Source organism: Actinobaculum suis, assembly GCF_900102025.1.
Lineage (GTDB): Bacteria > Actinomycetota > Actinomycetes > Actinomycetales > Actinomycetaceae > Actinobaculum > Actinobaculum suis.
Genome location: NZ_FNAU01000002.1, coordinates 52,704 through 79,674 on the forward strand (window position 1 = coordinate 52,704; position 26,971 = coordinate 79,674).

A 26,971-nucleotide genomic window follows, 5' to 3' on the forward strand; every position below is an offset into this window, starting at 1 on the left:
GCTTGCGAGTGCGGGCATTCCGCCGGCAGGGGTAATCCGGTCGGCGGAAAGTGAGCCACCCGCGAGATAAACACGAGATGCGGAAGGGCTAGAATCTCTGCCCGTACCCGCAGGTGTAGCGATTCCCGGCACTATCTACATAGGCGTAGGAATCACTGAGATATTTACCGGGCACATCGCGCGGCGAACTATCCACCGCGGCGCTGGAAGCGGGAACCGAGAAAGGCAAAACTCCCTTCGGTCCGCCGTCTTCCCCGGCAAGGGAACGGAGCAGTTGCTCCGGTTGGATTTCGAAAGTGCCGACGACGGCCGCGGCGTCCTTCTCCACTTCGCCAATCACCCACGGGTTCGTGAAATTGACGGCCAAAATGGTGGGGACGGTGTTTTCAATCCGTCGGACCTCTTCCACATCCACCCCGTTGGGGGCGAGTTCGACCGAAAGGGAAACTCCCGGTTTATCGTCCTCAAACAGGGAAATTTCTGGGCGTGCCCAAACCAGCGCGATATCCGCCGCTTCTGGGCTATCAACCAGTTCGGCGCCCACCCACACTTTCCGCACGGCTGCTTCCAGCTTGGTTTGTACGGCGTCGATCTTGGTACGCCCGGTGGCGTACACGTAAACCTTCGCGGGAGTGGCCACGCTCAGGGGAAGTATCGGGCCGGTACGCAGGAGCGTTACTGAATCACGCTGTTGCTTTTCACCCAGCTGCCAGAACTCGCTATTGCCAACCACCGCGGCGGCGCGATCTTCGTCCACATACGGGTTTTCGAACAATCCGAGTTCGAAAATTTCGCGCAAAGTGCGGGTAACGGCGCGAGTTAGATACTTTTCTTCAAGCAGCCCTTCCCGGCACGCGGTGATTAGTTGCGCGGGGTCAGACATATCGGAGAAGAGGTCGACGCCGGCGCGCACGGCGCGGGCAAAGCGTTCGGGTTCGCTCAGCTCTTCCACACCCCAGGGCATGGCGTCGATAACGCCCGAATCGGAATTGATATAGCCGCGCAGGCCCATCTTTTCGCGCAACAGCTTTTGCAGAATCTGCTCGCTGTAGGCAAAGGCAACTTCATCGAACTGCTCGGTTTCACTCATCCACGATTCGCGCGGGAGCTGGGCAGCCGATGTGTTTACCGGTTTGGCGTAGTACGGCATGATCGAGGAAACCCCGGCGTCGATGGCCGCTTGGAAGGGTGGCAGATGATAGGTAGCCAGCGAGTTTTCCGTGGGGTATTCGTTTACTTGCCCCCATTCGAAGTGTGGGTCATGGCCTTCATCGCGCACGCCCCCACCCGGGAAGTGTTTGATCGTGGTGGCCACGGATTCTTCCGAAAGCTGTTCGCCTTGCATGCCGCGTACTACCGCCCGCGTGTAAGCGGTGACGATAGCAACGTCTTCCCCGAAGGTGCCATTGAAGCGTGACCAGCGCGGTTCGGAAGGTGTATCGGCCATATAACCGTAAAGCTTGTGGATACCTGCCGCACGCCATTCGCGGGCCGCTTCCCGGCCAAACTTTTCCACCAGTTCCGGATCACGCAAGGCGGCCAAGCCTAGCTCGTTGGAGAACTCGGCGAAGATCCCGGCCGATTCATTCACCCCAAATTGGGCTACCAAAGCCACGTGATTGCGCGGGTTAGAAGCAAAAACAACCGGAATGCCGAGCCGCGAATTCTCCGCTACTTCTTGGACGGCGTTCGTCCAGATAGCTAGATCGCGCGCCGGCGGATTGTCCCGCACAATGAAGAAATGCTGGTGGCGCTCATTGATCGCTTTTTCGGTAGAGGAAGCTACGAGTACCGGTTCGGGGTAAGGGATCCCCGTGATCGGATGGTTTTCCCGGTAGACGTCGGTATCCGCGAGGATTTTGCCCGGTTCCGGATCAGGCCGGAAAGTGGAGTATCCCGGATAGTGGGAGCCAATAATCATCAAGCCGACTTTTTCTTCCATGGTGAGCCGGGAAGCAAGATCTGCGGCGCGCTCCGCGGCGGGAAGACGCCAATCTTCGTACGGAGAAAGCTTGCCATCACCATCCAAATCTCGGAACCTGAGGCCATCTTCCTCAATAAAACGCCCGGTTCGAGAACCCAGGCGCGGTTGGGGGTGAACCATGTACATCTCCTCCTCGTCTCCATTGACAACTACCGATTAGTTTATAATGCGAGACGTGCCACAAATCGGGATTCCGCGCCGCAGTTTTTTCCGATCCATTTTCTTTGTCAGCACTTTTACACATGCTGGTTTTGCACTGAAAAATTGAAGTTGTGCCATGCGGCTATTTCCGCTGAAATCTAGCGGTTCAGGGCCGCCGCTCTAAAAATTTTTACAGGGCGTTTACCGTGAAATTGCCAGATAATTTGAATCGGTGAATTATTTCACGTGCGGAAACGGTAGTTTCACATTGTAAAACGGGTGGCGGTAGTCAGAAACGAGTAGCGGTAGTTAACTGCCGGCCGCGATGGCGCCTTTGCGGGGCCTTGCGGCGCCTTTGCGGTGTCCAAACGGCTGGGGCCGATAGTCACCGGAAGGATCCGGCGCCCAGCCCGCCTATTCCGCAAGGTTGGCAAAGCGGGCGAAGTGCCCCTGGAAAGCGACTTCCACAGAACCGGTGGGGCCGGAACGCTGCTTGCCAATAATGATCTCTGCCAGGCCGGCCTTTTCCGAATCCTGGTTGTACATATCTTCGCGGTGGATGAGGAGAACGACGTCCGCGTCTTGTTCAAGCGAACCGGATTCGCGCAGGTCGGAAACCTGCGGGCGCTTATCGTTACGTTTTTCCGAATCGCGGTTAAGCTGCGCGACGGCGACTATCGGCAATTCGAGTTCTTTGGCCAAGAGTTTAATCGAGCGGGAGAACTCGGAAACTTCCTGCTGGCGTGATTCCGGGATGCGGCCACCGGACGAAAGCAGCTGCAAGTAGTCGATCACGATCATTTGAATATCGTATTGCTGCTTGAGCCGGCGCGATTTGGCGCGAATCTCCCCCAAGGTGAGATTCGGTGAATCGTCGATCACGAGCGGAGCGGAAGAAATTCGGTCCAGTGTTTCACCCACGCGCTTCCAGTCTTCGTCCGTCATTTCGCCTTTAATCATGCGGTCTTGAAATACGGAAGATTCGGCAGAAAGTAGGCGCATGGAAAGTTCGGTGCGGTTCATTTCCAGGGAGAAATAGACTACCGCCTTGCCTTCCCGGATGGCGGCCTGCCGGCAAAAGTCGAGGGCCAGCGTGGATTTACCGGCACCGGGGCGGGCGGCCACAATAATCATCTGGCCTTCCCGCAAGCCATTGAGCCGGCTATCCAAATCGGCAAACCCGGTAGAAATCCCTTCGATTTCGCCGGAACGTTGCGCATTGCGTTCTAGCTCTTCAAACAGGCCGGGCACGATCTCCGAAAGCATCGAATATTCCACGGACTGGCGGTTTTGCCCCAGCGAAAACACTTCCGACTGGGCCATATTGAGCAGGCCTTCCACATCCGCGCCGTCGGTGGTGTAACCCAGCTGGGCGATACGCGTCCCAACTTCCACGAGTCCTCGGAGCTGGGCTTGTTCGCGCACGATGTGTGCATAGTAGGCGGTATTAGCCGCCGTCGGCACGGAAGCGACCAGGGTATGCACATACGGTAAGCCCCCGATACGTTCGAGTTCGCCCTGCCGTTTCAGCTCCGCACCCACCGTTACCGCATCGGCCGGTTCTCCGCGCCCGAACAGTTCCATAATGGTGGAGAAAATGGTGGCATTCGCCGGCTTGTAGAAATCCTCTACCGCCAGAATTTCGACGACGTCCGCAATCGCGTCCTTGGAAAGCATCATGCCTCCCAGTACGGACTGTTCTGCTTCTAGATTCTGCGGCGGCCGCCGCTCAAAACTCGTATTTGCCGCGTTCACGCTCACCTATTTACACTCCCCCACATTGCCGATCCGTGCTTTCCGCGCCAGCACCCGGCGCCCTGCTTTCACGCGGGCGCACGCCTACGTTCCCGCTTTCACGCGAGCACACGCCTACGTTTCCACTTCCGCGCGGGCGCACGCCTACTTTTCTTTCCTTTGCGGGCTAGTGCGCCCTTTCCGCGCGGGCACCCGGCGTCGAAATACCAGCCACCGCACTACCTTATGTGTGGCACTCGGAAAGAATCGAGGTTATTTGTTCTTTCTGGACGAGCACCACGTTTCTGCGGTCCCTCTTCGACCCTTAGTGAAAAACCCGGCAAAGCGCAAGTTAACTGCAACTAAGGAATGTGGAAACACGCCGCACCTCCTGTGCACAACCTGTGGATATCGAATAAAAGATCGGCAATACTATCCACACTTTTCCACTTCTCTATCCACACCTGTGCAAAACTCCGAGAAAATGGCGTCATGTCGTCCCCAGTTTTATCCACAGCTGTGGATTCTCTCCACAGGTTTACACCACGTGATACCTCTCACTTCAGCGTTTCCTCAAGTTAGATTTCCGCAGTTTGCTGCGGAAATCTTGCAATCTTCAAACTACTTTCGGATCATTTTGCACAATAACCAACTGTTTCTGTCTGCTACTGCGCGCTGATTTTGCCCGCCACGCCAACCGGGCCACCGCCCATACCGTTTTGTTCCACCGCCCGAGCATCCGCCCGCCCCCAACCCGCCACCAACCCGTCACCAACCCGTCACCAACGTCAACCAGCCCGTCGCCAACCCGCCACCAACCCGCCACCAACCCCAACCAACCCGCACGATTCATTGCCGCCATATCCCTTTTTAGGACGGCTTGATAGCCTAAGCCAGTGCACAGCAAAAACCACGACCTAGAGAATAAAAGAACGCAGAATCGACTCATTGATAGGGAGATTTGGCGTTTGGCGATTCCGGCTTTGGGCTCGCTTCTGGCCGAACCGCTTTTGACGGCCACTGATTCGGTAATGGTCGGGCATTTGGGAACCCAAGCGCTAGCGGGGCTTTCCCTTTCTTCCACGATCCTGCTCACCTTGGTGGGGCTTTGCATTTTCCTTGCCTATGCGACCACCGCGGCAACCGCGCGTTACGTGGGTGCCGGGCAGATGGGCCGCGCGCTACGGCACGGGATCGACGGGTTGTGGCTGGGCGGAGGGCTTGGAATCATCCTTGCCTTGGTGCTTTTTGCTGGCGCGCCCCAGGTGCTCACCCTTTTTGGAGCTAGCCCAGAAATTGTGGAAAGCGGCTCTGGCTATTTACGTTTTGCGGCTCTCGGTTTACCGGGCATGCTCATCAATCTGGCAGCCACGGGAACAATCCGCGGGCTTGGAGACACCACGACGCCTTTCAAAGTTTCCTTGGTGGGCACCTTTGTTAATATCCCGCTCAATTACCTCTTTATTTACCCGATCGGATGGGGGCTGGTAGGAGCCGCCGTCGGCACCGCACTCGCGCAGACCCTCATGGGGGCCTGGCTGGGAGGCGTGGTAGCACGCAAGGCACGCGAGAACGCGGTGAATCTAGGCCCGCGCGGATCCGGGGTGCTTACCGCACTTCGCGATTCCGTACCGCTCATCGTGCGCACCATCGTGTTGCGCGTTGCCGTCATTTTGCAAATTGCGGCGGCCACCCGGCTGGGCACGGAAGCACTGGCCTCCAACCAAGTAACAATGACGGTGTGGAATTTCGCGATCTACGGGCTAGACGCGCTAGCTATGGCCGCGCAAATCCTAGTTGGCCAAGCCCTCGGGGAAGGAAATGAGCGCCGCGTGCGCCAAGTATTGGGCCGGTGCTTGTACCGCGGGATTACCGTAGGAGTTGTGGTGGGCGCCGTGCTGGCCGCCTGTTCGCCTTTCCTGCCCCGCCTGATGAGTAGCGACCCGGAAGTTTTGCACCTGGCCTTACTTTCGCTGATCATTATGGGAGTTGCTTCGCCCCTGGCTTCCATTGCCTACATTATCGACGGCGTTCTAATCGGGGCCGGTGATACTCGGGCCTTGGCTTATCTCATGTGCCTCAGCTTGCTCGCCTACGCCCCGGCGGCTCTCGCCGTCCTCTATTGGGGTAGCGGGCCGTCTGGCTTTGCTTGGTTGTGGATCGGCTACGGTGTTATCTTCCACGGGGCCCGCGCCCTCACCACCTGGCTACGTGCCCGCTCCAGCGCCTGGATCCGGCTCGGCGCGGATTCCTAAACGCAGCAGCTTACTTCCGCGGGCCAAGCCTTCGTCATGTAAATAGCAATGGCCCGGTGCAGCTAGTAATGGTGGATCTTTGTGCAGATAGCAATGGTGGGCGCTTCCTAACACACATTGGTTAGGAAGCGCCCACCATTTTCTGGCTATCGCTTTCTAGCTATAGCGCTTACTTGCCTTTGCTGGCAGAAACGACTTCGATCTCCAGATCAGCAACTACATCATCGGCGATCTTGACGCGTGCCTTGTGCTGGCCTACCGACTTGATCGGCTTTGCCAAGTGGATCCAGCGGCGGTCTACCGGCTTGCCCGTCTTCTCCGTTGCGGCTTCCGCAATATCGCGGGTGGAAACCGCACCGAAGAGGCGGCCAGATTCCCCAGCATTCTTTTCGATCCGCAGCGGTTCAGCAACAAGAGCATCGCGCAGGGCATGTGCCTGCTCGAGGTCCGTGATTGCCCGCCGGCGGCGAGCTTCCGCCATCTGATCGATCTGCCGCTGTGCACCCTTGGTCCACGGCGTGGCATAGCCCTGCGGAATGAGGTAGTTACGGCCGTAGCCGGGCTTTACCTCAACCACATCTCCCGCCTGGCCGAGGCGGTCAACATCATGAGTCAAAATGATCTTCATTTGTTTCCCTCCTTAGCGAGCGCTCGAAGTGTAGGGAAGAAGCGCCATTTCCCGGGCGTTCTTGATTGCCCGTGCCAACTTGCGCTGTTCCTGAACGGTCACACCGGTCACGCGCCGCGCGCGGATCTTGCCGCGGTCAGAAATGAACTTACGCAGCGTAGCGGTGTCTTTATAGTCAATGTTCTGTACCTTCGGAGCCTTGTGGAATTCGTTCTTACGACGAATCGGCTTCCGAACCTGGCGCCTTGCCATAATGTCTCCTCATCGTGGCGGGCACTGAAATGCCCTACCTAAGAATATTGATATGTGCCTGCGGTTCTAGCCTCTTACCGGTGTAGCAATAAAAGCTTCACGCGGGATCTGAAGCGGGTTTAGAACGGGTTTAGAACGGCGGCATGTCGTCGAAAGCAGAGCCTCCCTGCGGGGGCTGACCCCACGGATCAGCGGGCGAACCGCCTTGCGGGGCGTTATAAGTAGCCTGGTTCTGGCCGCCTTGCTGGCCGTAACCCTGCTGCCCAAAACCGCCGCGGGCTTGCCCACCGCCTTGGCCACCCTGGCCGCCTTGCTGGCTGCCACCAAAGTTTTGGCCGCTATATCCGCCGCCGAAACCGCCCGAACCACCACCGGTGGTCCGTTGCACTTGAGCTTTTGCCCAGCGCAAAGACGGTCCGATTTCGTCTACCTGCATTTCCAAAGATTCGCGCTGCTCACCCGTATTAGAGGTGTAACGGCTTACGGTCAGACGCCCGGTTACGAGTACTCGCATGCCCTTGCTTAGCGATTCGGCACAATTTTCTGCCATATCGCGCCAGGCCGAGCAGCGAACAAACATCGGTTCGCCGTCTTCCCACTCATTGGTCTGCTGGTTCCGCTTCCGCGGCGTCGAAGCAACGGTGAAGCTCGCTACGGGCACACCGGCACCCGTAAAACGCAGCTCCGGATCCGCCGTCAAATTGCCGACGAGTGTCAGAATTGGTTCGTTTGCCATTGGTGTACCTTCCGGTTTGCCTTACTTTTCGTCCCGGCGCAGCAACTTGGTGCGCAGTACGTCTTCCCGGAGCGCGAGCTGCCGGTCCAGTTCCTGCACGGTTGCGGGCTTCGCCTTGATTTCGAGGACGATGTAAATACCTTCCTCGTGCTTCTGAATCGGATAGGCCAACTTACGACGGCCCCACACATCAATCTTCTCGAGCGTGCCACCCTCATCGGGTATTACCTTGAACCACTTCTCGGAGTTGTTCTTGATATTGCGCTCGTCCACGTTGGTGGGATCGAGGATGATCATCATCTCGTATTCACGCATCTATTACCCACCTCCTCTGGTCTCATGCGGCCACGGTACTTCCGTGGCAGGAGGGTTATGCGAATTTAGTGCCAGCCTGCCGGCACCTAACCGGAAAACTATCACTAGCGTTCCATCCTAGCCTTATCGAGGAAGGTATCGCTACGTGATTTTCACGAAAGCTAGCCGCTCCGCGTGGAGTCCTCCCGGCTCGCTAGTGGGCACTGTTATTGCCAGGCGGATTACCTGGAACCGGATAGCCCGGTTCCGGGTTGGCCGGGGCAGGCGGATCTGCTGGTGCGGAGGGTCGGGGCCATTCCGGCTGTTCCGGTTGCTGCGGCCGTTGCGGTTCAGGCCGGGCCGGCTGTTGCGGTTCGGCCGGAACCGGCGGCTGCCCGGGCCGTTCTGGAGCCTCATGCTTGCCATCATCGGCACCCGGCGCGGCCGGCCGCTCCGGTTCGGGAGCCTGGGGAACTTCCGGCTCCGGGCTTTCTTCTGGCTGCGCGCTCGGAGCTTCGATTATCTGCGGTTGCTCTTCCTCAATGCGGTCAGTATCCGGCGTGCGGCCCGCAATCGGCCCCGGCTTGGCAAAGTCCATTACTTCCATGCCGTCGGTGGCCTTCGTCATGTAGTCCATCCACATGTCCACCGGGAAGTTATTACCACCAATACCCCACCAGTATTTACCGAAGGGAGTGAGCACTTCTTCTTCCCCATTGGGGCCGATTTGATACATGTTGATCGTGGTAATCATCTGCGGGGTATAGCCGATGTACCAGGCAGACCACGGGCCGGAAGAAGTACCGGTTTTCCCGGCTACCGGGCGGCCCAGTTTCGCCACCTTTTCCGCGGTACCACCCGGCCGCGCGGTAGCTTGCAAGATCCAGTTCATATTGTCGGCAATATTCTCGTCGATCTTCCGCTCCCCCTTGGTGGGGGTGGTGTATACGACCTTGCCGTGCGAATCGCGTACTTCCCGCACGATATGCAAGGGCACGTACATGCCGCGGTTAGCCCAGGTGGCATAGGCCTGCGTCATATCAATCGACCGCGGCGAAGCCGAACCGAGCACATTCGTCAACGAGTCATCCAAACCCGGAGTGTTTTCGGGCAGGCCTGCTTGCACCGCTGCCCGGGCCGTATTTGCCGGCCCGATTTTCTGGTTGAGCTGCACAAAATAGGTATTGATGGAGTGCTGAGTACCCGTGAGCATATTGACCCGGCCGCGAGAGACGCCGTCGTAATTCTGGACCTTGATATTGCCGATCTCCAGGGGTGTACGGGAATCGAAATACGTATTTTGCGGCGAATAATCCTGTTCCAAAGCTGCGAGCAAAGTGAAGGGCTTGAAAGTAGACCCGGCCTGCGCGCGATCCTGCGTTACCGCATTACGTTGCCGTTTCTGATAATCCGCACCCCCGTACATGGCGTAGATTTCGCCATTGCGCGGATCGGCGGAAAGGATCCCCACGTAGTTATTTTCCGGCCGGTCATCCGGCAGGTTGTTGACGGTATCTATCGCGGCCTGCTGTTTTTTGGCGTCGATCGTGGTGATGATGTGGAAACCACCTTGGCGTAGCTCTTCATCGGTGAATTTCCCGGTAGCAATCAGCTCTTTCTGGGCCTGATCGAGGAGGTAACCGGAAGGTCCCGAAAAATCACTCGCGGTTTTCGGCGCAATGGTTTCCGGCATTTTCGCGGCCGCCGCCTGCGCCTCCGTAATGTACTTATCATCAACCATGCGGCGAATTACGCGGTCAAAACGAACTTCTGCTTGGTCCGGATTGATAGCTGGATCCCAGGCGGAAGGCGCCGGAATGATCGCGGTAAGCAGGGCGGCCTGGTCCAAAGTCAGATCAGCCGCTTTCACCCCGAAATATCTTTCCGCGGCGGCTTGAATACCGTAGGCGCCCCGCCCGAAGTAAATCGTATTCAGGTAGTTTTCGAGGATTTCTTGTTTGGTGAGGTGATTATCCACTTTGACGGCGAGCACGGCCTCCCGCAGCTTGCCCAGATAATCCGTGGTTTGGCCCAGGTAGTAGTTTTCCACATACTGCTGGGTCAAAGTGGAACCGCCTTGCCGTGCCCCGCCGCGCAGGTTATTAATCGCGGCACGCGCGATCCCGCCCAGATCAATCCCGTTATTCGTGTAGAAAGTACGGTCTTCGGAAGCGACTACCGCATTACCCACATAATCCGGGAGGGTATCGAGGGAAACCGCGGTGCGATCGTAATCGTAAATAGCCCCCATTTCTTCTTCACCGTCTTCGTAGTAGACGGTGGTTCTTTGGGCGGCGGCGATCTGTTCCGGTTTCGGAATGTCTAACAGCATATACAGGGTTACAAAAGCCACGATAATCGCGACGACGCCGATCAGCAGGCAACCGAGTAGAAAGCGCCACGAAGGGAGCCACCGGCGGATCGGCCCGAGCCCGCGGCGCGGGTAATTCCACCGAAAGCCTTTGCGGCCAGATTGGCGCCCTCTACGGGAACCGCCACCTGCTTGCTTGACTTGTTGTTTCCTGTAATGCTGCTTTTTTGCCATGTGTGTAGGTATCTACTTCCTGCTGGCTCGCCGTTTCGCTCGCGAGAGGCGGCTCGCGGAACGACTCGAGTTCACGGATAGTCTGGAAGAGAGTCTAGACCGGGATTCTTGTAAAGGCTGGAAAGGTATAAATACTTCCGCCTCACTTTCCGGTTCATATATGCCGCGTTCTTCCTTCATTTTTGCTTCCTTTTCGGGGATGAGGAAGGAATCAAGCCAGCGACTCTTGGGGGAAGAATCCACCAAAAGTGCCTTGAAGAAGAGCGTGAGCGGAACAGCCAAAATAGAACCGAGCGGGCCTACCACTACCGTCCAGAAGAGCAAGGAAATGAAGGTGACCGTGGGGGAAAGTCCCACCGCTTCCCCGGTGAATTTAGGCTGAATGATTCCTTGAATCACCACGTTGATCAAAGTGAAGATCACGATCACCCAAATAGCGGTAGCCAAGCCGCTATCTACCAGGCCCATCAGCGCTGGCGGTATCACACCGATGATGAAACCGATATTCGGGATGTAGTTGGTGATAAAGGTCCACAGTGCCCAGGCCAGCGGCATCGGCACGTCTAGCACCAGGAGCACGAAGTAGTTAATTACCGAAACTCCCAGACCGAAGGCGGTGGCTACCAACCAGTACTGGCGCACGCGGCCTTCGAAGGAAGCGATCGCGCGGTAGAAATCAGAATCGTGACTCTCAAGAATTCGGCTGCGCGATTGCAGCTGGATCGTGTCGATCGTTAAGAACAGCACGCATAGGGCCAGCACCCCAATAAGAGCACCGGTTGACATTATGGAACCGGCTGCCCGCTGGATCCAGGAAATAATCGTGCCTACATCGAACTGCTTGGAAAGCTGCTGAGTTATTTCTTCCGTGGAAAAGCCCCGCTGTTCCGCAAAGTTCATAACATCGTGGAAAAGCTGGGTGAATTTATCCGAATACCGCATGATTGTATCCGGCAGCCCGGCCAGCGACCACGCCACCAGGCCCACCACGGCCCCCAAGAACACGATGAGTACCAAAATAGTTACCGTGGCGGAAAGGAATCCCGGCACCCGGTGTGCCATTAGCCAGCGGTGGATCGGGCGCACGGTCAGCACCAAAGTAAGGGCGAAGAACAGCGGGGCGAAGAAATCCTGAATCATATACAGGCCCGCACATCCCACGGTTATCAAGGCAACGACCAACAAAATTTTGAGCCCGATCGGGGCTTCCCCAGCCGGCGCAAAACCAGCGGTTACCGTAGCGGAGCTAGTTGTGGAGGGGTTGTTCGTGGCGGCGCGAATTCCCGCGGGGGTATTTTTCTCCGCCCTGGTGGTTTGTGTGTTCCCAGCTGGTTGCGCCGGTTGCGTAGGTTGCGCCGGTTGTGCCGCAGTTCCTTGGCCGGTTGCCGTTTCCGTGGTTCCTGCTTCTCGCCCTTGCTCTTGGGTGGCTGCCTTGATTTTCAGTTCCTTATCGCGAGGGAGGTCTCCCGGCCCCATACGCACCATATTGTGTTTCCGTTCTTTTGTTATGCCTTGGGTAAAGGTCCTCGGTCTACAGTTGGTGGCCACTTGCATGGCGGCCACCGGCATAGTTTCCAGTTGCACCGGCTATTCTCACCCGGTCTGGCCTGCGGCGCCGGCACCGAAATATCATTTTCGGCCCGTTCCGCCCCTCAGACGCGGAGCTTCGGCACCAGCATAAAGGTGCTAGCTGTGGAAATACATAACGACGCCGCAGGGCGAACTCGAGGAGTACACCACTTTATTGGGAGGCCGGCCACTTTAGTGCCAAGCCGCGGCTTTAGTGGCCGACTGCCTATTTCTATTTAGCCGGCTACCTATTTCTTTTAATAGCCGGCCGCTATTTTACTGGCTGGCCACCGCGCGGGTGGGCGCTGGATCTGTGCTTTCGCTTGTGGCTTCTTCGGGTAGTACCGGCCGGGGCTGGCCGCCCAGGCGGCGCGTTTCGAAACTGTATAGCGCGGCTACTGCCCACACGAACACGATGAGGCTGATCTGTACCGGCCGTGACCACCCAATATCGGGGAGTACGAGCACACAAACGCCAGCGGCCACACATTCGGCCAGGTTGAACAGAACGTCGTAAATCGAAAAAGCGCGGCCGCGGAAACGGTCATGCGTATCGGCTTGCACAATAGTATCGACGGCGATTTTCGCGCCCTGTACCCCTACGCCAAAAATGAAAATCCCGGCCAGTACGATTACGTATTCACTACTCGCGGCAATCAGGATTTGCCCGGCGGTACCGCCCAGCAAGCAGCACACGATCCAAGTGGCGGGACGCATGCGTTCATGAGCGAGCGGCGTGAGCACAATAGAAAGGCCGTGGCCAGCCACCATTGCCCCCATGAGGGCCCCAAAACTGGCGATCCCCGCCGTAGCGTCGGCCGGGTCTGCATACAGGTTCCGGCCCGCCAAAATAATCGTGATGAGCTGCATGCCATAAACAAAACGGTGCAGGGACATCGTGGTCAAAGCGGCCGCGGGCGTACCGCGTTTCATCAGGTAGCGCACGCCTTCGCCCAGCTCGCGGGCCGCGGAAACCAGGGCTTTCCCAAACTTTTCCCGCACCGGTTTATCTGGCCCGAGTTCTTGGCGGCCCAGTCGCGAAGCCACCGCGGCCCCGCCGCAATACAGGGCAATAGCGGCGATGAGCGCACCAATTTGCTGGCCGGTTTCCGTGGGCAAAAAGAGGCGCAAAAGGAAACCGAGGACGGCACCTATCGCCGTCGAAGCTCCCCCTAAAGTGGGCACTATCGAATTGGCTACCAATAAACGTTCTTTGGATTCCACCACTTTGGGCAAACCTGCGGAAAGAGTGGAAAGCAGGATGCGGTTGATCCCAAGCGTGATGAGCGCGAGCAAATAAACCAGCCAGTCGATCTGCGCGAAGAGGACGCCGAGGATCGCCGCGGTTAGGCCGGCGCGCAAGATGTTACCCCAGAGCAGGATTTGCCGGCGCGGCCAGCGGTCAATGAACGGGCCGGTGAACGGGCCGATTAGGGAAAATGGGAGCAACATGACCACTAGGGAAAGGGCCACGGTGCCGACGTCGGAGGCGCGAGCCGGGTTGAAGAAGAAAAGGGAAGCGAGCCCCACTTGGAACATGCCGTCGCCGCATTGCGAAACGAGGCGCACGGAGAGCAGTTTCAGAAACCCCGGTGAGGTGGCCAGGGATTTCAGATCCGAGATTAGTTTCATGCTTGTTCCTGTTCTTCCCACCAGGCGCGCAAACGGCGTTCCGCTTCTTCCTTGCCGAGAGCACCTTCATCCAGGCGCAACCCCAGCAGGTATTGGTAGGCCTTGCCCACTTGGCGGCCCGGGGCGATGCCAAGGATTTCCATGATCTCGTTACCGTCTAGATCCGGACGCACGGCGTCGAGCTCTTCGCGCCGGCGTAGTTCTACAATGCGGCGTTCCAGCTCATTATTGGCAGCATGTAGCTTGCGCACGCGCCGCTTATTTTGCGAAGTAATATCGGCGCGGATGAGCCGCAGGAGGCGGGAAAGTAGCGGGCCGGCGTCGCGCACGAAACGCCGCACCGCACTGTCGGTCCAATCGGCCTCCGCAAACCCGTAGGCACGCAAGTGCAGTTCTACGAGGCGGGAAACGTCTTTGATGGTTTGTTTGTCGAAGCGGAGCTGTTTCATGCGGCGCGTGGTCATGCGGGCGCCGACGACGTCGTGGAACCGGAAGGTGACGGTGCCGTCCGCTTCGAATTTACGCGTGGCCGGTTTGCCCACATCGTGCATGAGCGCGGCGAAGCGCAAAACAAAATCTGGGCGGGCCACGGTGCCAATTTCTGCCCGGATCTCCGCCTGGCTCAACTCCGAAATCGGCCTCTCTGTACCGGCAGATGCGGAAGTGGAAGATTCAGCCCCGGCAGATGCGGGAGCAGCGGCATTCGTTTCGGCAGTACTCCCGGAAGCCGCGGATGCGGCGGGTTCAGAGGTAGTGGGTTTGGAAGCAGCAGGCTCGGAAGTAGCGAGCTTGGAACCAGCGGACTGCGGCGGCGCGGCGGCGTCTTCTAAGGCAATCGCATTATCGAGGACCTGCAGGGAGTGTTCGTAAACATCTTTGTGACGGCCGTGTTCATCGTGGGCGCCGCGCAGATTGGAAATTTCGGGGAGCACCACATCGGCTACGCCGGTATAGACCAGGAGTTCAATGCCGCGGCGGGGATGTTCGGCGATGATGAGCCGTTCGAGTTCTGCGCGGATGCGTTCTGCGGAAACGATTTCCAGCCGCGGAGCATAGTCCCGCATGGCTCGCATTACGTCTTCGGAAACGTCAAGGGAAAGCTGCGCCGCAAACCGGGCGGCGCGCATGATCCGCAGGGGATCGTCGTCGAAAGATTGTGCCGCGGAAACCGGGGTATCCAGTTCGCCGCGCAGTAAAGCATCCAAGCCACCGCACGGATCTACGAGGGTGAGTTCGGGCAAACGCACCGCCATGGCATTGACGGTGAAGTCTCGGCGGGTTAGATCCCCTTCCAGGGTGTCTCCGAAATCGACGGCGGGTTTGCGCGAACCAATATCGTAGTGATCATTGCGATAGGTGGTGACTTCCACGGTGATATCGCCGCGCCGGGCGCCGATGGTCCCAAATTCGCGCCCAATATCCCAAGTGTTACCCCAGGTAGAAAGCAGTTTTTCGGTCTCTTGTGGGCGCGCCGAGGTGGTGAGATCAAAATCGTGGATGGGCAGGCCTAAAAAGGCGTCACGCACCGGGCCGCCCACGAGCGCTAACTCATGGCCGGCTTGTGTGAAAATATGCCCCAGTTCAGTAATTGCCGCGGGTAACGAAGCCAGGCGATGCTGCGCATTTACCAGCAACCGCGCCCGCTCATTCGCAAGACTATTTGCGGGCGGCGTTGTTGCTTGCGCCGGCGGCGTTCCCTTAGAGGTCGCGCCGTTTGCAACCCGTGCCGCGGGAGTACGCAGGGCTCCCGCTCCCCTTTTCTGTCCCATTTCTTTATCTTGACCGCTGCTCAGTGCCACCTCCTAAGACTGCCACATTCCCTTAGCCGCGCGCCGCACTCCGCGAGAAAACTCATGTGAAACGAGGGTTTGCCAGCGGTGAAACGCTGCGGAAACTAACGGGACTTTGCCCGCGGTGAAACGGTGGGAGAACTACAGGGAAGCTGCAAGATAACCACGCCGAACCCGCCGGGAAACTGGAACCGCGCCGGAACGCTGGTCACGTCTGCCATTTTTGCGGGAAGTCTGGGAGAATGAAACCAGTTGAAGGGGCACCTTGCGCAGGGGCGGTGGCGCGGCTCGGCCGAACCGGGCGGCAAACATGTTCTACGCCGGGCGCCTAGGCCTGTTGATCAAGTGAAAGTTATGTTTGCATCTGCTCCGCTCCCGTCAGAGTTTGGCGGGCGTCGTTCGTGGCGGCGCGCGGCTGCGGCTCACCAAGCCGGGGCACGCCGGCACACTCAGCCCGTGGTGAATGAAACATCCGCGGGTGGGGTCGTCATTGCCGTCCATGAGGGGCGCGCTTATACCGCGGTAATTGCGCGGCGCAACCGCGGCGGCCGGCTCGAATGGTGTTTACCGAAGGGTCATTTGGAAGGCGACGAAACCCCCGAAGAAGCTGCCGTGCGAGAAATTGCGGAAGAAACCGGTATTACCGGCCGGGTTCTCCTCCACCTCGCCACCATCGACTACTGGTTTTCTGGTACCAGCCATCGAGTTCACAAGGTTGTACACCATTTTCTTTTGGAAGCTATTTCCGGTTATCTCACGGTGGAAAACGATCCCGATCACGAGGCTGAAAAAGTGGAGTGGGTGCGGCTAGACCGCGTCTCTTCTCGCCTCGCCTATCCCAATGAGCGGCGGATCGTTGCTTCCGCCCGCTCGATCTTAGCTGGTGATGATTAGGTGCGCCGGGGAATTACGCGTAGATTTACACGCAAACTCGGCGCGACCATGTGTATCCTTGCCGCCACCTTCCAAGGAAGTTTGAGTCTCCTCGCTTCCCCGGAAGCTGCCGCCGCACGCACCGCTACCTCTACCGTTGCCACCGCAACCTCCGCTACTAGCGGGGCAAAGACGGCGTCGTTCCTGCCCTTGGATAATCCGGATACCGGGCACGCCACCGAGCTGGCGGTGCGGATAAGTTCCGTTGGGGAACCGATTTTGGCACAAAAGGCGGATATTACGGTGACCGCCGAGGTGAAGAATACTTCCGCGCAACCGCTGCGGTTGGAGCATTTGTCGCTTTATGCGGAGCGGAGCACTGCGGATACGCGGGAAGCAATTTTGGACTTTATGGGCGGAGCGCCGGCTTCGCTCGGTTTGCTCGCGGAAGAGGAACCTAAACAGGATTTAGCGCCGGGGCAAACGGCGAGTTTCACTTTGCGTTTGGACCGAAAATTCGTGAGTTGGGGCGAAGGTGCGCAGTGGGGGCCGCGCGGGATTCAGGTGACCGCGGAAGCCGGCGGAATCTCGGCAATGGACCGTTCCATGCTGATTATTGGGCCGGATCACGAGCTGGAGAAAGTGCCGGCGGGGATTGTTTTGCCACTAACTGTACGTCCGGAAAATGTCGCTAATTTGCCTTCCGTGAGCGAAACCGTGCAACAGGAAGTGATTGCTAACTCGCGTAATGGGGGAAAGTCTCCCGCCAAGGGGGAGAAAACGGAAACTCCCGCGCCGCAAAGCCCTGAAACGCAAAGCGCTGAAACTGGCGCAAATGGCACCGGCACGGAGGGCGCTAACGGTACCGAAAATCAGCCCGGCGCTCCCGCGGATGCTAATAACGACGCCGGAGCGAGCGAGAATGGAACCGGCCCGGCCGCGCGCAATGACGCGGGGGCTCCTGGTGGGAATGAAGGTTCAGGCGGGAACGGAAACTCCAGCGGGAACGGGACTCCCGGCACGGACGCGAGCCCTAGCGCGAACGGAAACTCCAACGGGAACGGGACTCCTGGCACGAACGGAACTACGAGCCCCGGGCAAGAGGCGGGCAGTAATGGCACCGAGGGCGCTGGAAAGGACGCGGCACGCGGCGCTGCGAATGGCGAAAGGGGCCGGCTCGCCACTGATGCGCATCTTTCGGCCCTAGCTTTCTTGGACCGGCCCGGGGTGACCGTGGCTTTAGATCCACTATTACGTTCGGACGTGCGTTTCACGCAGGCCCTGCAGGATATGGTGGGCCGGGGCTCGCTGGACTTTGTTTATCTTCCGGCTGGTGATGCGGATGTGGCGGCTTTCGCCCATTCGCCAAGCGGGCAGAACCTGCTGGGGGAAGCCGTGGCCCGCGCTATAAACCTCGCCACCGAGCAGGGGGGCGCTGGTACGGCGGGCACAACTAGGGCTGCTGGAACGGCGGAAACTCCAGCCGCGGAAACGCCAACCGGTCCGGAGGCGCCGACAGCTTCGGATACTCAAAACGCTACAGAAACCCCAAGCGCGCCGGCAGGTCCGCCTACTCCCCTGGGCTTGGTGGACTACGGCGCTGATGCGGCGAGCGTGGCCACGGCAGCAAGTGCCGGTTTGGGGCCGCTACTGGTACATTCCGGGGATATTACGACGACGAGCCGGACGATGCCCGGCGCTCCTATTTCGGTGGTGACCGGAGAAGGCCAAACCGTGCCGGCCCTCATGGTGGACGACGCAATCTCCCATGCTTTGGCCGGCCGCTTGTACAGCTACGACGCCGCGGGCGATGCCGCCGAAAACGGCACCCCCGGCACCGAGAAAACCGCTGCTGGAGGTGCCGAAAACGATGCCGGCGGTGCCGAAAGTGGCGAGGGCGGCGCCGAAGCCGGCGCAGGTGGCGAAGGCGGCGCCGAAAATAATGCCCCGGCGGGGATAGGCGAGCTCGATGAGGTGGATTCACGCCAGGTCACGCTCGCGCTCTCCGCGCAAAGCTACCTGGAAAAGCCTGATTCTTCACGTAGCCAACTGCTGGCAGTAGATAGGGCCTGGTTGGATGCGGGAGCAGGTTATGCAAACGCCGAAACCGTGCGGAAAAATGCGGATGCTTTGTTAACCGCGCCGTGGATTACGGCGTCGTCGCCCGCACAACTAAATGCGGCAACCGAACGGACCACCGCGAATATGGCCGAGAAAAATATTGCCGCCGGGGAGGCGAACCCGCGAGAGCTGCGCAGCGCCGCAGAATCGATGCAGGACATTAATTCGGTGGCGCGCATTACTTCCACTCCGAGCATGATCACTAACCCTTCTTGGGATCGGGCAATGTTGAGCGCCGGAGCTTCCCTGCGCGCGCGGCCAGACGTACGCGCGGACTTGGTTGCGGGGCTGGAGGAAACCGCGAATTGGCTACAGGACGCGGTTTCAATCCAAGCTTCCTCTACCATTAACGTAATTTCTGAAACTACGGAGTTGCCGGTGCATGTGCGCAATGACCTGCCCATGCCGATTGGGGTGGTGGTGCGGCTCAGCGCGCCCGATTACCGCATCGTCCCGAAAGAGGAGGTTGCGGCCACTATTCCCGCGGCTTCGACGACGACGGTGAGCGTGCCGATCCGCGCCTCTGGCTCCGGAAATATTGTGCTGTCTGCGGTGGTGACCGATCCACCCGGGCAGGTAACTTCGGCCGTGCAGACGATTCGCGTCCGCGTGCGGGCCGGGTGGGAAACCGCGGGCACCACGATCGCAGCGATCATTTTCGGACTGGTGCTAATTACTGGTTTGGTGCGGTCCGTGCATCGTGGCCGCCGTTCCCGAGCGGTGGCACCCGGTGAACATATGCAAAACGTGAAACAAGATCGGCAACGCCGGCGCAAAGCGCGCGCTAAACATGCCGGCAAGCACGGCGAGAAAGGCACGGAGGCTGCCGCTACGGCGGAGGCGGGTGCGCGCTGGCCCGGGCCGGGTTGTAGTAATACTGCTGGTAGTGTGGCGGAAAGCGGAAAGGATCCGGATTCGGAAAGCCGGCAAAGCCGCGAATAGCTATTTTCCGCGGCGGGATTGTTACAAATTGGCAAAGATCTCGCGTCTTCCGCTAATTCGGCACGGTTATCTATAGGATTGAGAGCAGGAATTTTGGCGGCCCAACCCACAAGGAGAAACGAAGTGGAAACAATAGGTGCGGTTGGATTAATGCTCGCTGAGCGCTATCGGCTCACGGAGCTGTATCCCGATCAACTAGACATTCCGGGAACGGAACAGTGGTACGGCGTCGACACGGTTCTCGGGACGGCCGTGCGCGTGCTTTTGATCGATCCCGCGCTGCCCACCGCGTCAGCGGGGATTGATGGGGCGCGCAGATCGGCGCTTATTGAAGACGCCCACGTGATTCGCACCCTTTCCGTGGGTTATAATTTCGTAATTACCGAACTTCCGCTGGGGATTTCGCTGGCGCATTTCCCGGAAGGGCAAGGTTTGGAGCCGGAATTGGCGCGAGCAATCGTGGGCGAGCTTTCGGCTGTGCTTTCGCAAACTTCCGCAAAGGGTATGCGGCATGTGCGTTTGCGGCCCTCCCGCGTGCGGGTAGGCGATTCCGGGGAAGTTTATATTGACGGTTTAGGGATCGACGCCGCCCTGGCGGGAATTAACACCGATACGCTTTCCTTGGCGGATGCCGATAATGCCGAAGCTTTTGGGCTCGCAAATTTCTTGGCTACCTTGCTTGAAGGCCACGATGTAGATCCACGCGGGATTGAAGTACTTTCCGAAGACGCTTCACTTCCGAAGGAAGTTCGGGACGTTTTGCAACGGGCGGGTTCACCGGCCGGTCTGCTCTCCCCCGGCGAGGTTTTGCGCCTGCTCGCGCCCTGGGATCCGATTGATCCGGCTTTGTTGCCACCTCAGGAACGTGGTGCTATGCCCGTGCCCGGCCCGTACGTTCCGGGCTCGATAGTATTTCCGGGCTCACTACGTCCGGGCGACGTAGCGCTCACCACTGCCACCCCACAAACTCAACCCGGGCAAGGCATTCCCGGTACGAGCGGAAGCGATACCGAAGTCTATTCAATTTGGGGTTCGGCGCCCGACGAATATCCGTCCGACGAATATGCACCCGAAGAATATACGGCCGGCGGATATGCGCCAGGCGAATATACGCCAGGTGCCGCGGCAGCTGAATCTACTGTTGGCGGTGTTGATGCTGGTTATGGCACCACTGCGGCTACCGCAGCTTCCGGCGCGGGGGCTACGATTTCCGGCGCAGAGACTACAGTTTCCGGCGCAGGAGCTGCGGCTGGCGAAGCTGCAGATGTCGTAGCCGGTGGCACGCCCGATCCAGAACTGGGGATTATTGCGCCCGCGGATCCGAACCTAAAGCCGCATTGGAATGCTCCTTCCGGCATGGGCGATGGCGGAATTGGAGATCGTGGTATTGGCGCCGGTACCACGGGCGCGAGTGGCGCTGCTGCTGGCGTAATGGGTGCTGGTGCAAATGTTACGAGTGTGGCTAGTGCCGCGCCCGGCACTCCCCACGTTGGTGCTGTGCCCGAGGGTGATGCTTCCGGACAGCGTATTTTTGCACCCGTAACTTCGGTTCGTCCTGCCGGTTCGAGCCAAGCGGGTAGCGGGTCGCAAGGAACTGGCCGGGGTAGCGATTCGCGCGGTACCGGTGCACGCGGGGGCCGCGCTGGCCGCGGCGGAACTGCTGATTCTTCCCGGCCTCGCGTTATTGATCGCGACGGCGCCGGTAAGGTGAGCTGGGCTTCCCAGATTTTCAATTCCTCCACGCTGATCGTAGGTGGCGCTATCTTGGTTTTGGCCTTCGCTGCTTGGTTTGCTGTAAGTAAGCTAACGAGCCCGCCCGGCGCCGTCGAAACTATTGCTCCGACTATTTCCGCACCACCAGCGCAAACAGCACCCGCAGGAGACGGAAGTGCACAGCAGGCGTCCCCATCGCCAACACCCACGCCTTCCCCCACTCCTGCGGCGCCGCCGCAAATTGCTTCCTACACGCTGGTCAATCCGGACCCGAGTAACGAGCCCGGGCAGGATTTCCCGGACCATTTGCCGCGTGCTTTCGACGGCGATCCGAACACGCTCTGGTCCACTTACGAGTATTTGCGGAACCCTGTTTTTGGCGGGCTCAAGGAAGGGATCGGCATCGAGGTTAAGTTGGCAGAGCCCACACAAGTACATAACGTGCATCTCAACGTGCAAGGTAACGGCGGCTCCGTACAGTGGCGAAATACGACGGCGGCCGATCCGGCCGGCGGCACACTCGTAGCCGAAACCCCGATGAGCGGCAGCACGGTGCTAACCGCTGCGGAACCGGTAGAAACCGATACCGTGATGATTTGGTTCACGAAATTACCGACAAATCCCGAAGGGAAATTCCGTATCGACCTGGTAGACGTAACGATCGACTAATAATGCACTGATCGACTGCTAACGTGATGGTCGTTCAGTAACTGCAAATGTCGTTTTGTGCAGGGCAAGTGCACGCGAAACCATCGAGCAAACCTTCTGCACGATTGTTTGTGCCTCTGTCTGTACCATTGTCGGCACCCCGGCCTACCTCATTGTGGTACCTCTGTCTGTATCATCGTCGGCACCCCGGCCTACCCCATTGTCGGCACCTCTGCCTGCTCCTTCGGCGCGAATCGGATACCCGGCAGATGCGCTCAAGTTACCATGCGTTATAGCCGCGGGCACGCTGCGCGGAAAACCTAAACGGCATCACAGAAAGGCAAGGCATAGGCACCGTGTGCGGTAGGCATAGGCACCGCGTGCGGTAGGCGTAGGCACCGCGTGCGGAATAAGAAGACGTGCGGCGTCGTTTACCGGCATAGAAGCAAAGGCTCCTAAAACGACTCCGGCGGGAACCTGCCCGGTAGCAGTAGGACACTGAACGTGACCGTTACTCCGGGAAGTTTTCAGAAGTGTGTGAAGGCAAGTGGCGGAGAGGTGTAGTTTTCACCCTGGCCGTTTATCCTTCAATCACTTAGACTTGTTAGCCAGTTACGAGGTCAAGGTAAGGGAAAATGGCAGATAATAACATTCGCGATGTGATCGTTGTGGGCTCCGGCCCAGCCGGCTGGACGGCAGCCATGTATGCTGCCCGCGCCGGGCTGAAACCGCTGGTGATTGCGGGTGCCATCGATGCGGGCGGCGCGCTCATGACCACCACCGAAGTGGAGAACTTCCCGGGCTTTCCCGAAGGCGTGCAAGGTCCCGATCTTATGGGACGCATGCAAGAACAGGCCGAAAAATTCGGCGCGGAAGTCGAATATGACGACGCAATCGAGCTAGAACTAGAAGGCCCCGTGAAGACCATCCGCACCGAAGAGTCAGAATTCCAGGCGCGGACAGTTATTTTGGCACTCGGCTCCGCCTACAAAAAACTTGGCTTGGAAGGCGAGACTACGTATGCGGCGCGCGGTGTTTCCTACTGCGCCACCTGCGACGGCTTTTTCTTTAAGGGTAAGGAAGTAGCAGTCGTCGGTGGTGGTGACTCAGCCGTTACCGAGGCCCTCTTCCTCACCCGTTTCGCTTCCACGGTTCACGTTATCCATCGCCGCGATGAATTGCGTGCTTCAAAGATTATGGCAGACCGCCTACAAGCCGATCCGAAGGTGCAGATACATTGGAACCGGCAAGTTGCCGATATCCAAGGTGAAGAAGGCGGTTCCATGAACAACTTGGTACTGCGGGATACGGTCACTGGTGAAACTGAAGATCTCCCGGTTTCTGCGCTATTTGTAGCTATCGGTCACGAACCACGTACTGCCGTACTTGGCGATCAAATCAAGCTCGACGCCGAAGGGTACATTTGCGTGGATGAACCGCATACCACCACTTCCGTTCCTGGAGTGTTTGCCTGCGGCGATGTGGTAGATAAGCATTACCGGCAGGCAATTTCAGCTGCGGGTACGGGATGCCGGGCCGCGCTCGACGCCGAACGGTACCTAGCCGATCTAGACAGTAGCGCCGAATAGGACAAGCAACCTTATGAAAACTCACCCGCCTACCGATCAGCAGAAAACTGACTCCGTAGGCGGGTGGATTTTAACCTTCGTGAGTGCGAAGTGGGTGCCATCCACAGCATCTATGCTCCGAATTTTTACCGAAGTTTTATTGAAGACCCATAAGGCCAGACCGGAACTTCCCTTGCTGGGCAAGATATTGGACGCCACCGAACAGATAAAACCGCAGGGTTTCCTCCCCCAAGATTCGCTCGACCTTTCTTTTAGTGCACCGCAACTCAAAGCCTTGGGGTGGGCAGAGAGCGACGCAGCAACAGCTCCACCAGGCACTTTCGAGAAAAACGGGCGACCTTTACTTGAAAGAAGCTCGCGGGATATTAATACCTTCGAACCGCATTTGGCATTTTTGCCGGTTCTGATTCTTGAGTGGGAAGAACCTTACGGACGGGAAGAACACGAAGCGCAAGAGGACTTAAAAGAGCTAGGGCAGCGAGAGAACCAGGAGGAACCATGTGGCGTCGAATATGCACGCTTCGAAGGCCAAGTGCCAAAACTCAAGATTAGGCAAAAGCTTCTCCAATGCTTCGATGGTATGGATGGCGAGCCCGTAGCCTGGTAGAGCGGGCCCTATCCCCACACGGAAATGTTTCACGTAAAACATTTCTAGCTAAAATCTTCGCTCACTGTTTTTTAAAGCCGCGCGATTCTCAACGCACTCCCTCTACAAGTTCGGCCCGTAGAAAGCCCTAATGTTTCACGTGAAACATTCTTGCCAACCTTCATCTTTTTGCCTCGATAATCCGAACTAGTCATAGGCACGAATGAAGATGCCGCCTACGCATCACTCCCACTCCCCCGAAATGTTTCACGTGAAACATTTCGGTCGCACATTCTGCACGGCTCTGGAAAGTTCCAGATACTTGCCTCGAAATACACGAAGAATCCTGGGAGTTAGTCCTTATCTGCCTAAAAGAAAATCCCATCCTGTACAAAAGAAGACGAATCGTCATTAGACCTCGCGCACCCCACGCGAGAGTGGATAATGTTAAGTGATTCGCGCTTTATTGAGCGCGACACCCGGGAAAATGCCGCCATCCACTTCAGGTGGTGGCACACTTTCTCCAGGTCATCAAGAAAGGACACAATGAGCGAGCGACAGGATCTATCTGCGCACGGTACACGCCTCGACCCTTGGTATAGCGTGTATGCAGACCGCGCCTTGGGGATGCGCCAATCAGAAGTGCGGCAATTATTCGCCGTAGCAAACCGGCCCGAAGTTGTTTCGCTTGCCGGCGGGATGCCAAATATTAGCGGACTCCCCATCGATTTCTTGTCCGAGATGATCGGACGACTCGTGAGTGAACGCGGCACAAAGATTCTTCAATATGGCGGCGGCCAGGGTGAAGAAGAACTCCGGGAAATGATCGTTGAGGTCATGCGCCCAGATGGCGTGCGTGGACATCCGGATGACATTACGGTAACCACAGGGAGCCAGCAAGCACTCGATCTAATTTCCGAGATTTTCATTAATCCCGGTGATGTGGTTCTAGCGGAGGCACCTTCATATGTGGGCGCCTTAGGGACCTTCCGCGCTTATCAAGCAAATGTAATTCATGTGGGTATGGATGAGCATGGCCTTATCCCAGAAAACCTCGAAGAGACAATTAGGGAGCTTGAAAAAGCAGGGAGACCCATAAAATTCCTGTATACCATCCCGAATTTCCACAATCCTGCCGGGGTTGTACTCAGCGCTGAGAGACGACCGATCATTGCCGAGATATGCAAACGCCATCACGTTTTAATTGTCGAAGATAACCCCTATGGTTTGCTTGGTTTCAATGGTGATCCTTTGCCCTCCTTGCAGACTTTTAATCCAGACGGCGTCGTCTATCTCGGCTCCTTCTCGAAGACTTTCGCACCCGGATTCCGTGTAGGCTGGGCCTATGCACCGCCCGCCGTTTCTGCACGCATCACCCTCGCCAATGAGAACGCGATTTTGTGCCCTACTACTTTTGGTCAGCTAGTTATTGCTGAATATCTACGCACATATGATTGGTACGACCAAATCGAAAAGTATCGCGCACAGTACGCAGAGCGTGGTGCAGCGATGCAAGATGCGCTCGAAAGATACATGCCGATGTGCACGTGGAACAAACCGGTCGGCGGTTTCTACACGTGGGTCGGTTTACCTGAAGGACTTGACGCGAAGGATATGCTCCCGCGTGCGGTAACAAATCTGGTTGCTTATGTTTCTGGTACCGCCTTCTATGCAGACGGCCAGGGCGGCGATCATATGCGGCTTTCCTTCTGCTACCCCACGCCGGAAGAAATCACCGAGGGTGTGCGCCGGCTCGGAGAAGTTGTGTCCGCCGAAGCGGAACTCGTTGATATGTTCGGAATAGGTTCTGACCAAAACTAGCAATAACGGGCGCGGAACCTCACCGATGAGGAGTCCGATCACTTGGGTACGAATTACAAAGGATGACAAAATAATGAGCAAGGTACTAACGGTAGCTATTTTGGCTGGCGGGCTCACTCATGAACGAGATGTCTCGCTGAGCTCAGGAAGGCGCGTAGCCAGCCTATTGCGTGAGGCCGGTATGAACGCCAAAGTTTTGGATGTGGATGCTTCCCTTTTGCAGCGACTAGATTCTATGAATCCTGATGTTGTGTGGCCACTTGTGCATGGCACCACGGGCGAAGATGGGGCCTTACAAGATCTGCTTTCACTCGCCGGATACACTTTCGTGGGCTCCACAGCGAATGCGGCTCGCACCGCTTCATCTAAGGCCGGGGCGCAATCTACTTTGCGGCATGCAGGCTTGCAGGTTCCCTGGTCGGTAACATTCCCGGAGAAGCTTTTCCGGGAGATCGGGGTTGCGCCTATTCTCGATCTGCTCGGCTCGAAGATTGGTTTTCCCCTCGTTGTAAAGCCGAATCTCGGCGGGTCTGCACTTGGGGTTTCGATTGTTTCACATGAAGCGGATCTTCCACGCGCGATGGTTGACTGCTTCGCATACGGGGAGGCCGCGCACGTCGAATCCTACGTGGAAGGAACTGAGATTGCAGTTTCGGTTTTGGAGCTCGACGGCGAAGTCATTGCCCTCCCGCCAGTCGAAATAGACACAGATGGTCCCTACGATTACGATGCTCGCTACAACGCCGGCCGTGCCGAATACTTCATTCCAGCTCGCCTACCTGAAGCCGTTATTGACTCGGCAAAGGAAGCTGCTATTCGGGCACATCAGGTTTTGCGGCTCCGGGATATATCTCGTATAGATATGATTGTCTCCGATTCACAGCCAATTATTATTGACGCCAATGTTGCACCCGGTATGACAGAGACTTCTCTACTTCCTCAAGCTGTAGAAGCGTTTTCACGTGAACTACAGGTTCCCGTAGAAGACATTTACCTGCAAATTCTGCGTACCGCGGCGAATCGAGCGAATGGTTGTACAGATCCGGCTGCACCTAAAGATATGGCACAGCCGGTTGCCACAGACAATGCGGATTCAGTTGCCAAGGCGGCCGATTAGG

19 protein-coding genes are annotated in these 26,971 nt (G+C 57.8%); 8 read left to right on the plus strand and 11 right to left on the minus strand.

What is annotated here, in order from left to right; translation table 11 throughout:
* Positions 1-88: 88 nt before the first annotated feature.
* The 3 genes from BLT47_RS01380 to BLT47_RS01390 form a co-directional block, all read right to left on the minus strand.
* Positions 89-2,104 (minus strand): glycoside hydrolase family 3 protein, encoded by a 2,016-nt coding sequence (locus tag BLT47_RS01380; protein ID WP_074660938.1) that lies wholly within the window; start codon positions 2,102-2,104, stop codon positions 89-91.
* Between the two features lie 435 nt (positions 2,105-2,539).
* Positions 2,540-3,886, minus strand: coding sequence for a replicative DNA helicase (dnaB, locus tag BLT47_RS01385; RefSeq protein WP_049619565.1), 1,347 nt, complete (start codon positions 3,884-3,886; stop codon positions 2,540-2,542).
* Between the two features lie 589 nt (positions 3,887-4,475).
* Positions 4,476-4,712: a hypothetical protein gene (locus tag BLT47_RS01390; RefSeq protein ID WP_074660941.1), complete on the minus strand. Its 237-nt coding sequence runs from the start codon at positions 4,710-4,712 to the stop codon at positions 4,476-4,478.
* 43 nt (positions 4,713-4,755) lie between these two features.
* Between BLT47_RS01390 and BLT47_RS01395 the strand changes: the two genes are divergently transcribed.
* Positions 4,756-6,114: an MATE family efflux transporter gene (locus tag BLT47_RS01395; protein WP_074660943.1), complete on the plus strand. Its 1,359-nt coding sequence runs from the start codon at positions 4,756-4,758 to the stop codon at positions 6,112-6,114.
* A gap of 169 nt (positions 6,115-6,283) precedes the next feature.
* Here the strand turns inward: BLT47_RS01395 and rplI are convergent, their stop codons facing one another.
* The 8 genes from rplI to BLT47_RS01435 form a co-directional block, all read right to left on the minus strand.
* Positions 6,284-6,742, minus strand: a complete 459-nt coding sequence (gene rplI, locus BLT47_RS01400) for a 50S ribosomal protein L9 (protein WP_049620223.1) — start codon at positions 6,740-6,742, stop codon at positions 6,284-6,286.
* A gap of 12 nt (positions 6,743-6,754) precedes the next feature.
* Positions 6,755-6,994 (minus strand): 30S ribosomal protein S18, encoded by a 240-nt coding sequence (gene rpsR, locus BLT47_RS01405; RefSeq protein WP_049620224.1) that lies wholly within the window; start codon positions 6,992-6,994, stop codon positions 6,755-6,757.
* A 130-nt stretch (positions 6,995-7,124) separates the two neighbouring features.
* Positions 7,125-7,730 (minus strand): single-stranded DNA-binding protein, encoded by a 606-nt coding sequence (locus BLT47_RS01410; protein ID WP_049620225.1) that lies wholly within the window; start codon positions 7,728-7,730, stop codon positions 7,125-7,127.
* A 21-nt stretch (positions 7,731-7,751) separates the two neighbouring features.
* Positions 7,752-8,045, minus strand: a complete 294-nt coding sequence (gene rpsF, locus BLT47_RS01415; RefSeq protein WP_049620226.1) for a 30S ribosomal protein S6 — start codon at positions 8,043-8,045, stop codon at positions 7,752-7,754.
* Between the two features lie 193 nt (positions 8,046-8,238).
* Positions 8,239-10,569 (minus strand): transglycosylase domain-containing protein, encoded by a 2,331-nt coding sequence (locus BLT47_RS01420; protein WP_083329983.1) that lies wholly within the window; start codon positions 10,567-10,569, stop codon positions 8,239-8,241.
* 12 nt (positions 10,570-10,581) lie between these two features.
* On the minus strand, positions 10,582-12,153 hold the full coding sequence (locus BLT47_RS01425) for an AI-2E family transporter (protein ID WP_256332493.1): 1,572 nt from the start codon (positions 12,151-12,153) through the stop codon (positions 10,582-10,584).
* A gap of 261 nt (positions 12,154-12,414) precedes the next feature.
* On the minus strand, positions 12,415-13,770 hold the full coding sequence (locus BLT47_RS01430; protein ID WP_074660947.1) for an MFS transporter: 1,356 nt from the start codon (positions 13,768-13,770) through the stop codon (positions 12,415-12,417).
* Complete coding sequence (locus tag BLT47_RS01435) at positions 13,767-15,539, minus strand: tRNA nucleotidyltransferase/poly(A) polymerase-related protein (protein ID WP_083329984.1); 1,773 nt, start codon at positions 15,537-15,539, stop codon at positions 13,767-13,769. The genes BLT47_RS01430 and BLT47_RS01435 overlap by 4 nt, the downstream gene beginning before the upstream one ends.
* Before the next feature lie 375 nt (positions 15,540-15,914).
* Between BLT47_RS01435 and BLT47_RS01440 the strand changes: the two genes are divergently transcribed.
* The 7 genes from BLT47_RS01440 to BLT47_RS01470 all read left to right on the plus strand — a co-directional run bounded on the left by BLT47_RS01440 (position 15,915) and on the right by BLT47_RS01470 (position 26,970).
* A complete protein-coding gene (locus BLT47_RS01440) occupies positions 15,915-16,454 on the plus strand; it encodes an NUDIX hydrolase (RefSeq protein WP_082160153.1) in 540 nt (179 codons plus the stop codon).
* 48 nt (positions 16,455-16,502) lie between these two features.
* Positions 16,503-19,496: a DUF6049 family protein gene (locus BLT47_RS01445; RefSeq protein ID WP_074660949.1), complete on the plus strand. Its 2,994-nt coding sequence runs from the start codon at positions 16,503-16,505 to the stop codon at positions 19,494-19,496.
* Between the two features lie 150 nt (positions 19,497-19,646).
* Positions 19,647-21,878 carry a protein kinase family protein gene (locus BLT47_RS01450; protein WP_074660951.1) on the plus strand — a complete coding sequence of 744 codons (2,232 nt, stop codon included), beginning with the start codon at positions 19,647-19,649 and terminating at the stop codon, positions 21,876-21,878.
* Positions 21,879-22,492: 614 nt separating this feature from the next.
* Entirely contained in the window at positions 22,493-23,446 is a 954-nt protein-coding gene (gene trxB / locus BLT47_RS01455; protein WP_074660953.1) for a thioredoxin-disulfide reductase, read from the plus strand.
* A 13-nt stretch (positions 23,447-23,459) separates the two neighbouring features.
* The gene (locus BLT47_RS01460; RefSeq protein WP_074660955.1) at positions 23,460-24,053 is read left to right on the plus strand and encodes a hypothetical protein; all 594 of its coding nucleotides are present in this window, start codon (positions 23,460-23,462) and stop codon (positions 24,051-24,053) included.
* 525 nt (positions 24,054-24,578) lie between these two features.
* Positions 24,579-25,853: an aminotransferase-like domain-containing protein gene (locus BLT47_RS01465; RefSeq protein WP_074660957.1), complete on the plus strand. Its 1,275-nt coding sequence runs from the start codon at positions 24,579-24,581 to the stop codon at positions 25,851-25,853.
* Positions 25,854-25,926: 73 nt separating this feature from the next.
* A complete protein-coding gene (locus tag BLT47_RS01470; RefSeq protein ID WP_065414692.1) occupies positions 25,927-26,970 on the plus strand; it encodes a D-alanine--D-alanine ligase family protein in 1,044 nt (347 codons plus the stop codon).
* The last annotated feature ends 1 nt before the right edge of the window (position 26,971 follow it).

Coding starts and splice junctions, on each gene's coding strand:
- BLT47_RS01450 (WP_074660951.1), top strand. CDS start 19,647: ATGCTCGCTGAGCGCTATCGGCTCACGGAGCTGTATCCCGATCAACTA.
- BLT47_RS01445 (WP_074660949.1), top strand. CDS start 16,503: ATGTGTATCCTTGCCGCCACCTTCCAAGGAAGTTTGAGTCTCCTCGCT.
- rplI (WP_049620223.1), bottom strand. CDS start 6,742: ATGAAGATCATTTTGACTCATGATGTTGACCGCCTCGGCCAGGCGGGA.
- trxB (WP_074660953.1), top strand. CDS start 22,493: ATGGCAGATAATAACATTCGCGATGTGATCGTTGTGGGCTCCGGCCCA.
- rpsF (WP_049620226.1), bottom strand. CDS start 8,045: ATGCGTGAATACGAGATGATGATCATCCTCGATCCCACCAACGTGGAC.
- BLT47_RS01460 (WP_074660955.1), top strand. CDS start 23,460: ATGAAAACTCACCCGCCTACCGATCAGCAGAAAACTGACTCCGTAGGC.
- BLT47_RS01435 (WP_083329984.1), bottom strand. CDS start 15,539: ATGGGACAGAAAAGGGGAGCGGGAGCCCTGCGTACTCCCGCGGCACGG.
- BLT47_RS01440 (WP_082160153.1), top strand. CDS start 15,915: ATGTTTGCATCTGCTCCGCTCCCGTCAGAGTTTGGCGGGCGTCGTTCG.
- BLT47_RS01380 (WP_074660938.1), bottom strand. CDS start 2,104: ATGGTTCACCCCCAACCGCGCCTGGGTTCTCGAACCGGGCGTTTTATT.
- BLT47_RS01465 (WP_074660957.1), top strand. CDS start 24,579: ATGAGCGAGCGACAGGATCTATCTGCGCACGGTACACGCCTCGACCCT.
- rpsR (WP_049620224.1), bottom strand. CDS start 6,994: ATGGCAAGGCGCCAGGTTCGGAAGCCGATTCGTCGTAAGAACGAATTC.
- BLT47_RS01390 (WP_074660941.1), bottom strand. CDS start 4,712: ATGAATCGTGCGGGTTGGTTGGGGTTGGTGGCGGGTTGGTGGCGGGTT.
- BLT47_RS01420 (WP_083329983.1), bottom strand. CDS start 10,569: ATGGCAAAAAAGCAGCATTACAGGAAACAACAAGTCAAGCAAGCAGGT.
- BLT47_RS01410 (WP_049620225.1), bottom strand. CDS start 7,730: ATGGCAAACGAACCAATTCTGACACTCGTCGGCAATTTGACGGCGGAT.
- BLT47_RS01430 (WP_074660947.1), bottom strand. CDS start 13,770: ATGAAACTAATCTCGGATCTGAAATCCCTGGCCACCTCACCGGGGTTT.
- BLT47_RS01470 (WP_065414692.1), top strand. CDS start 25,927: ATGAGCAAGGTACTAACGGTAGCTATTTTGGCTGGCGGGCTCACTCAT.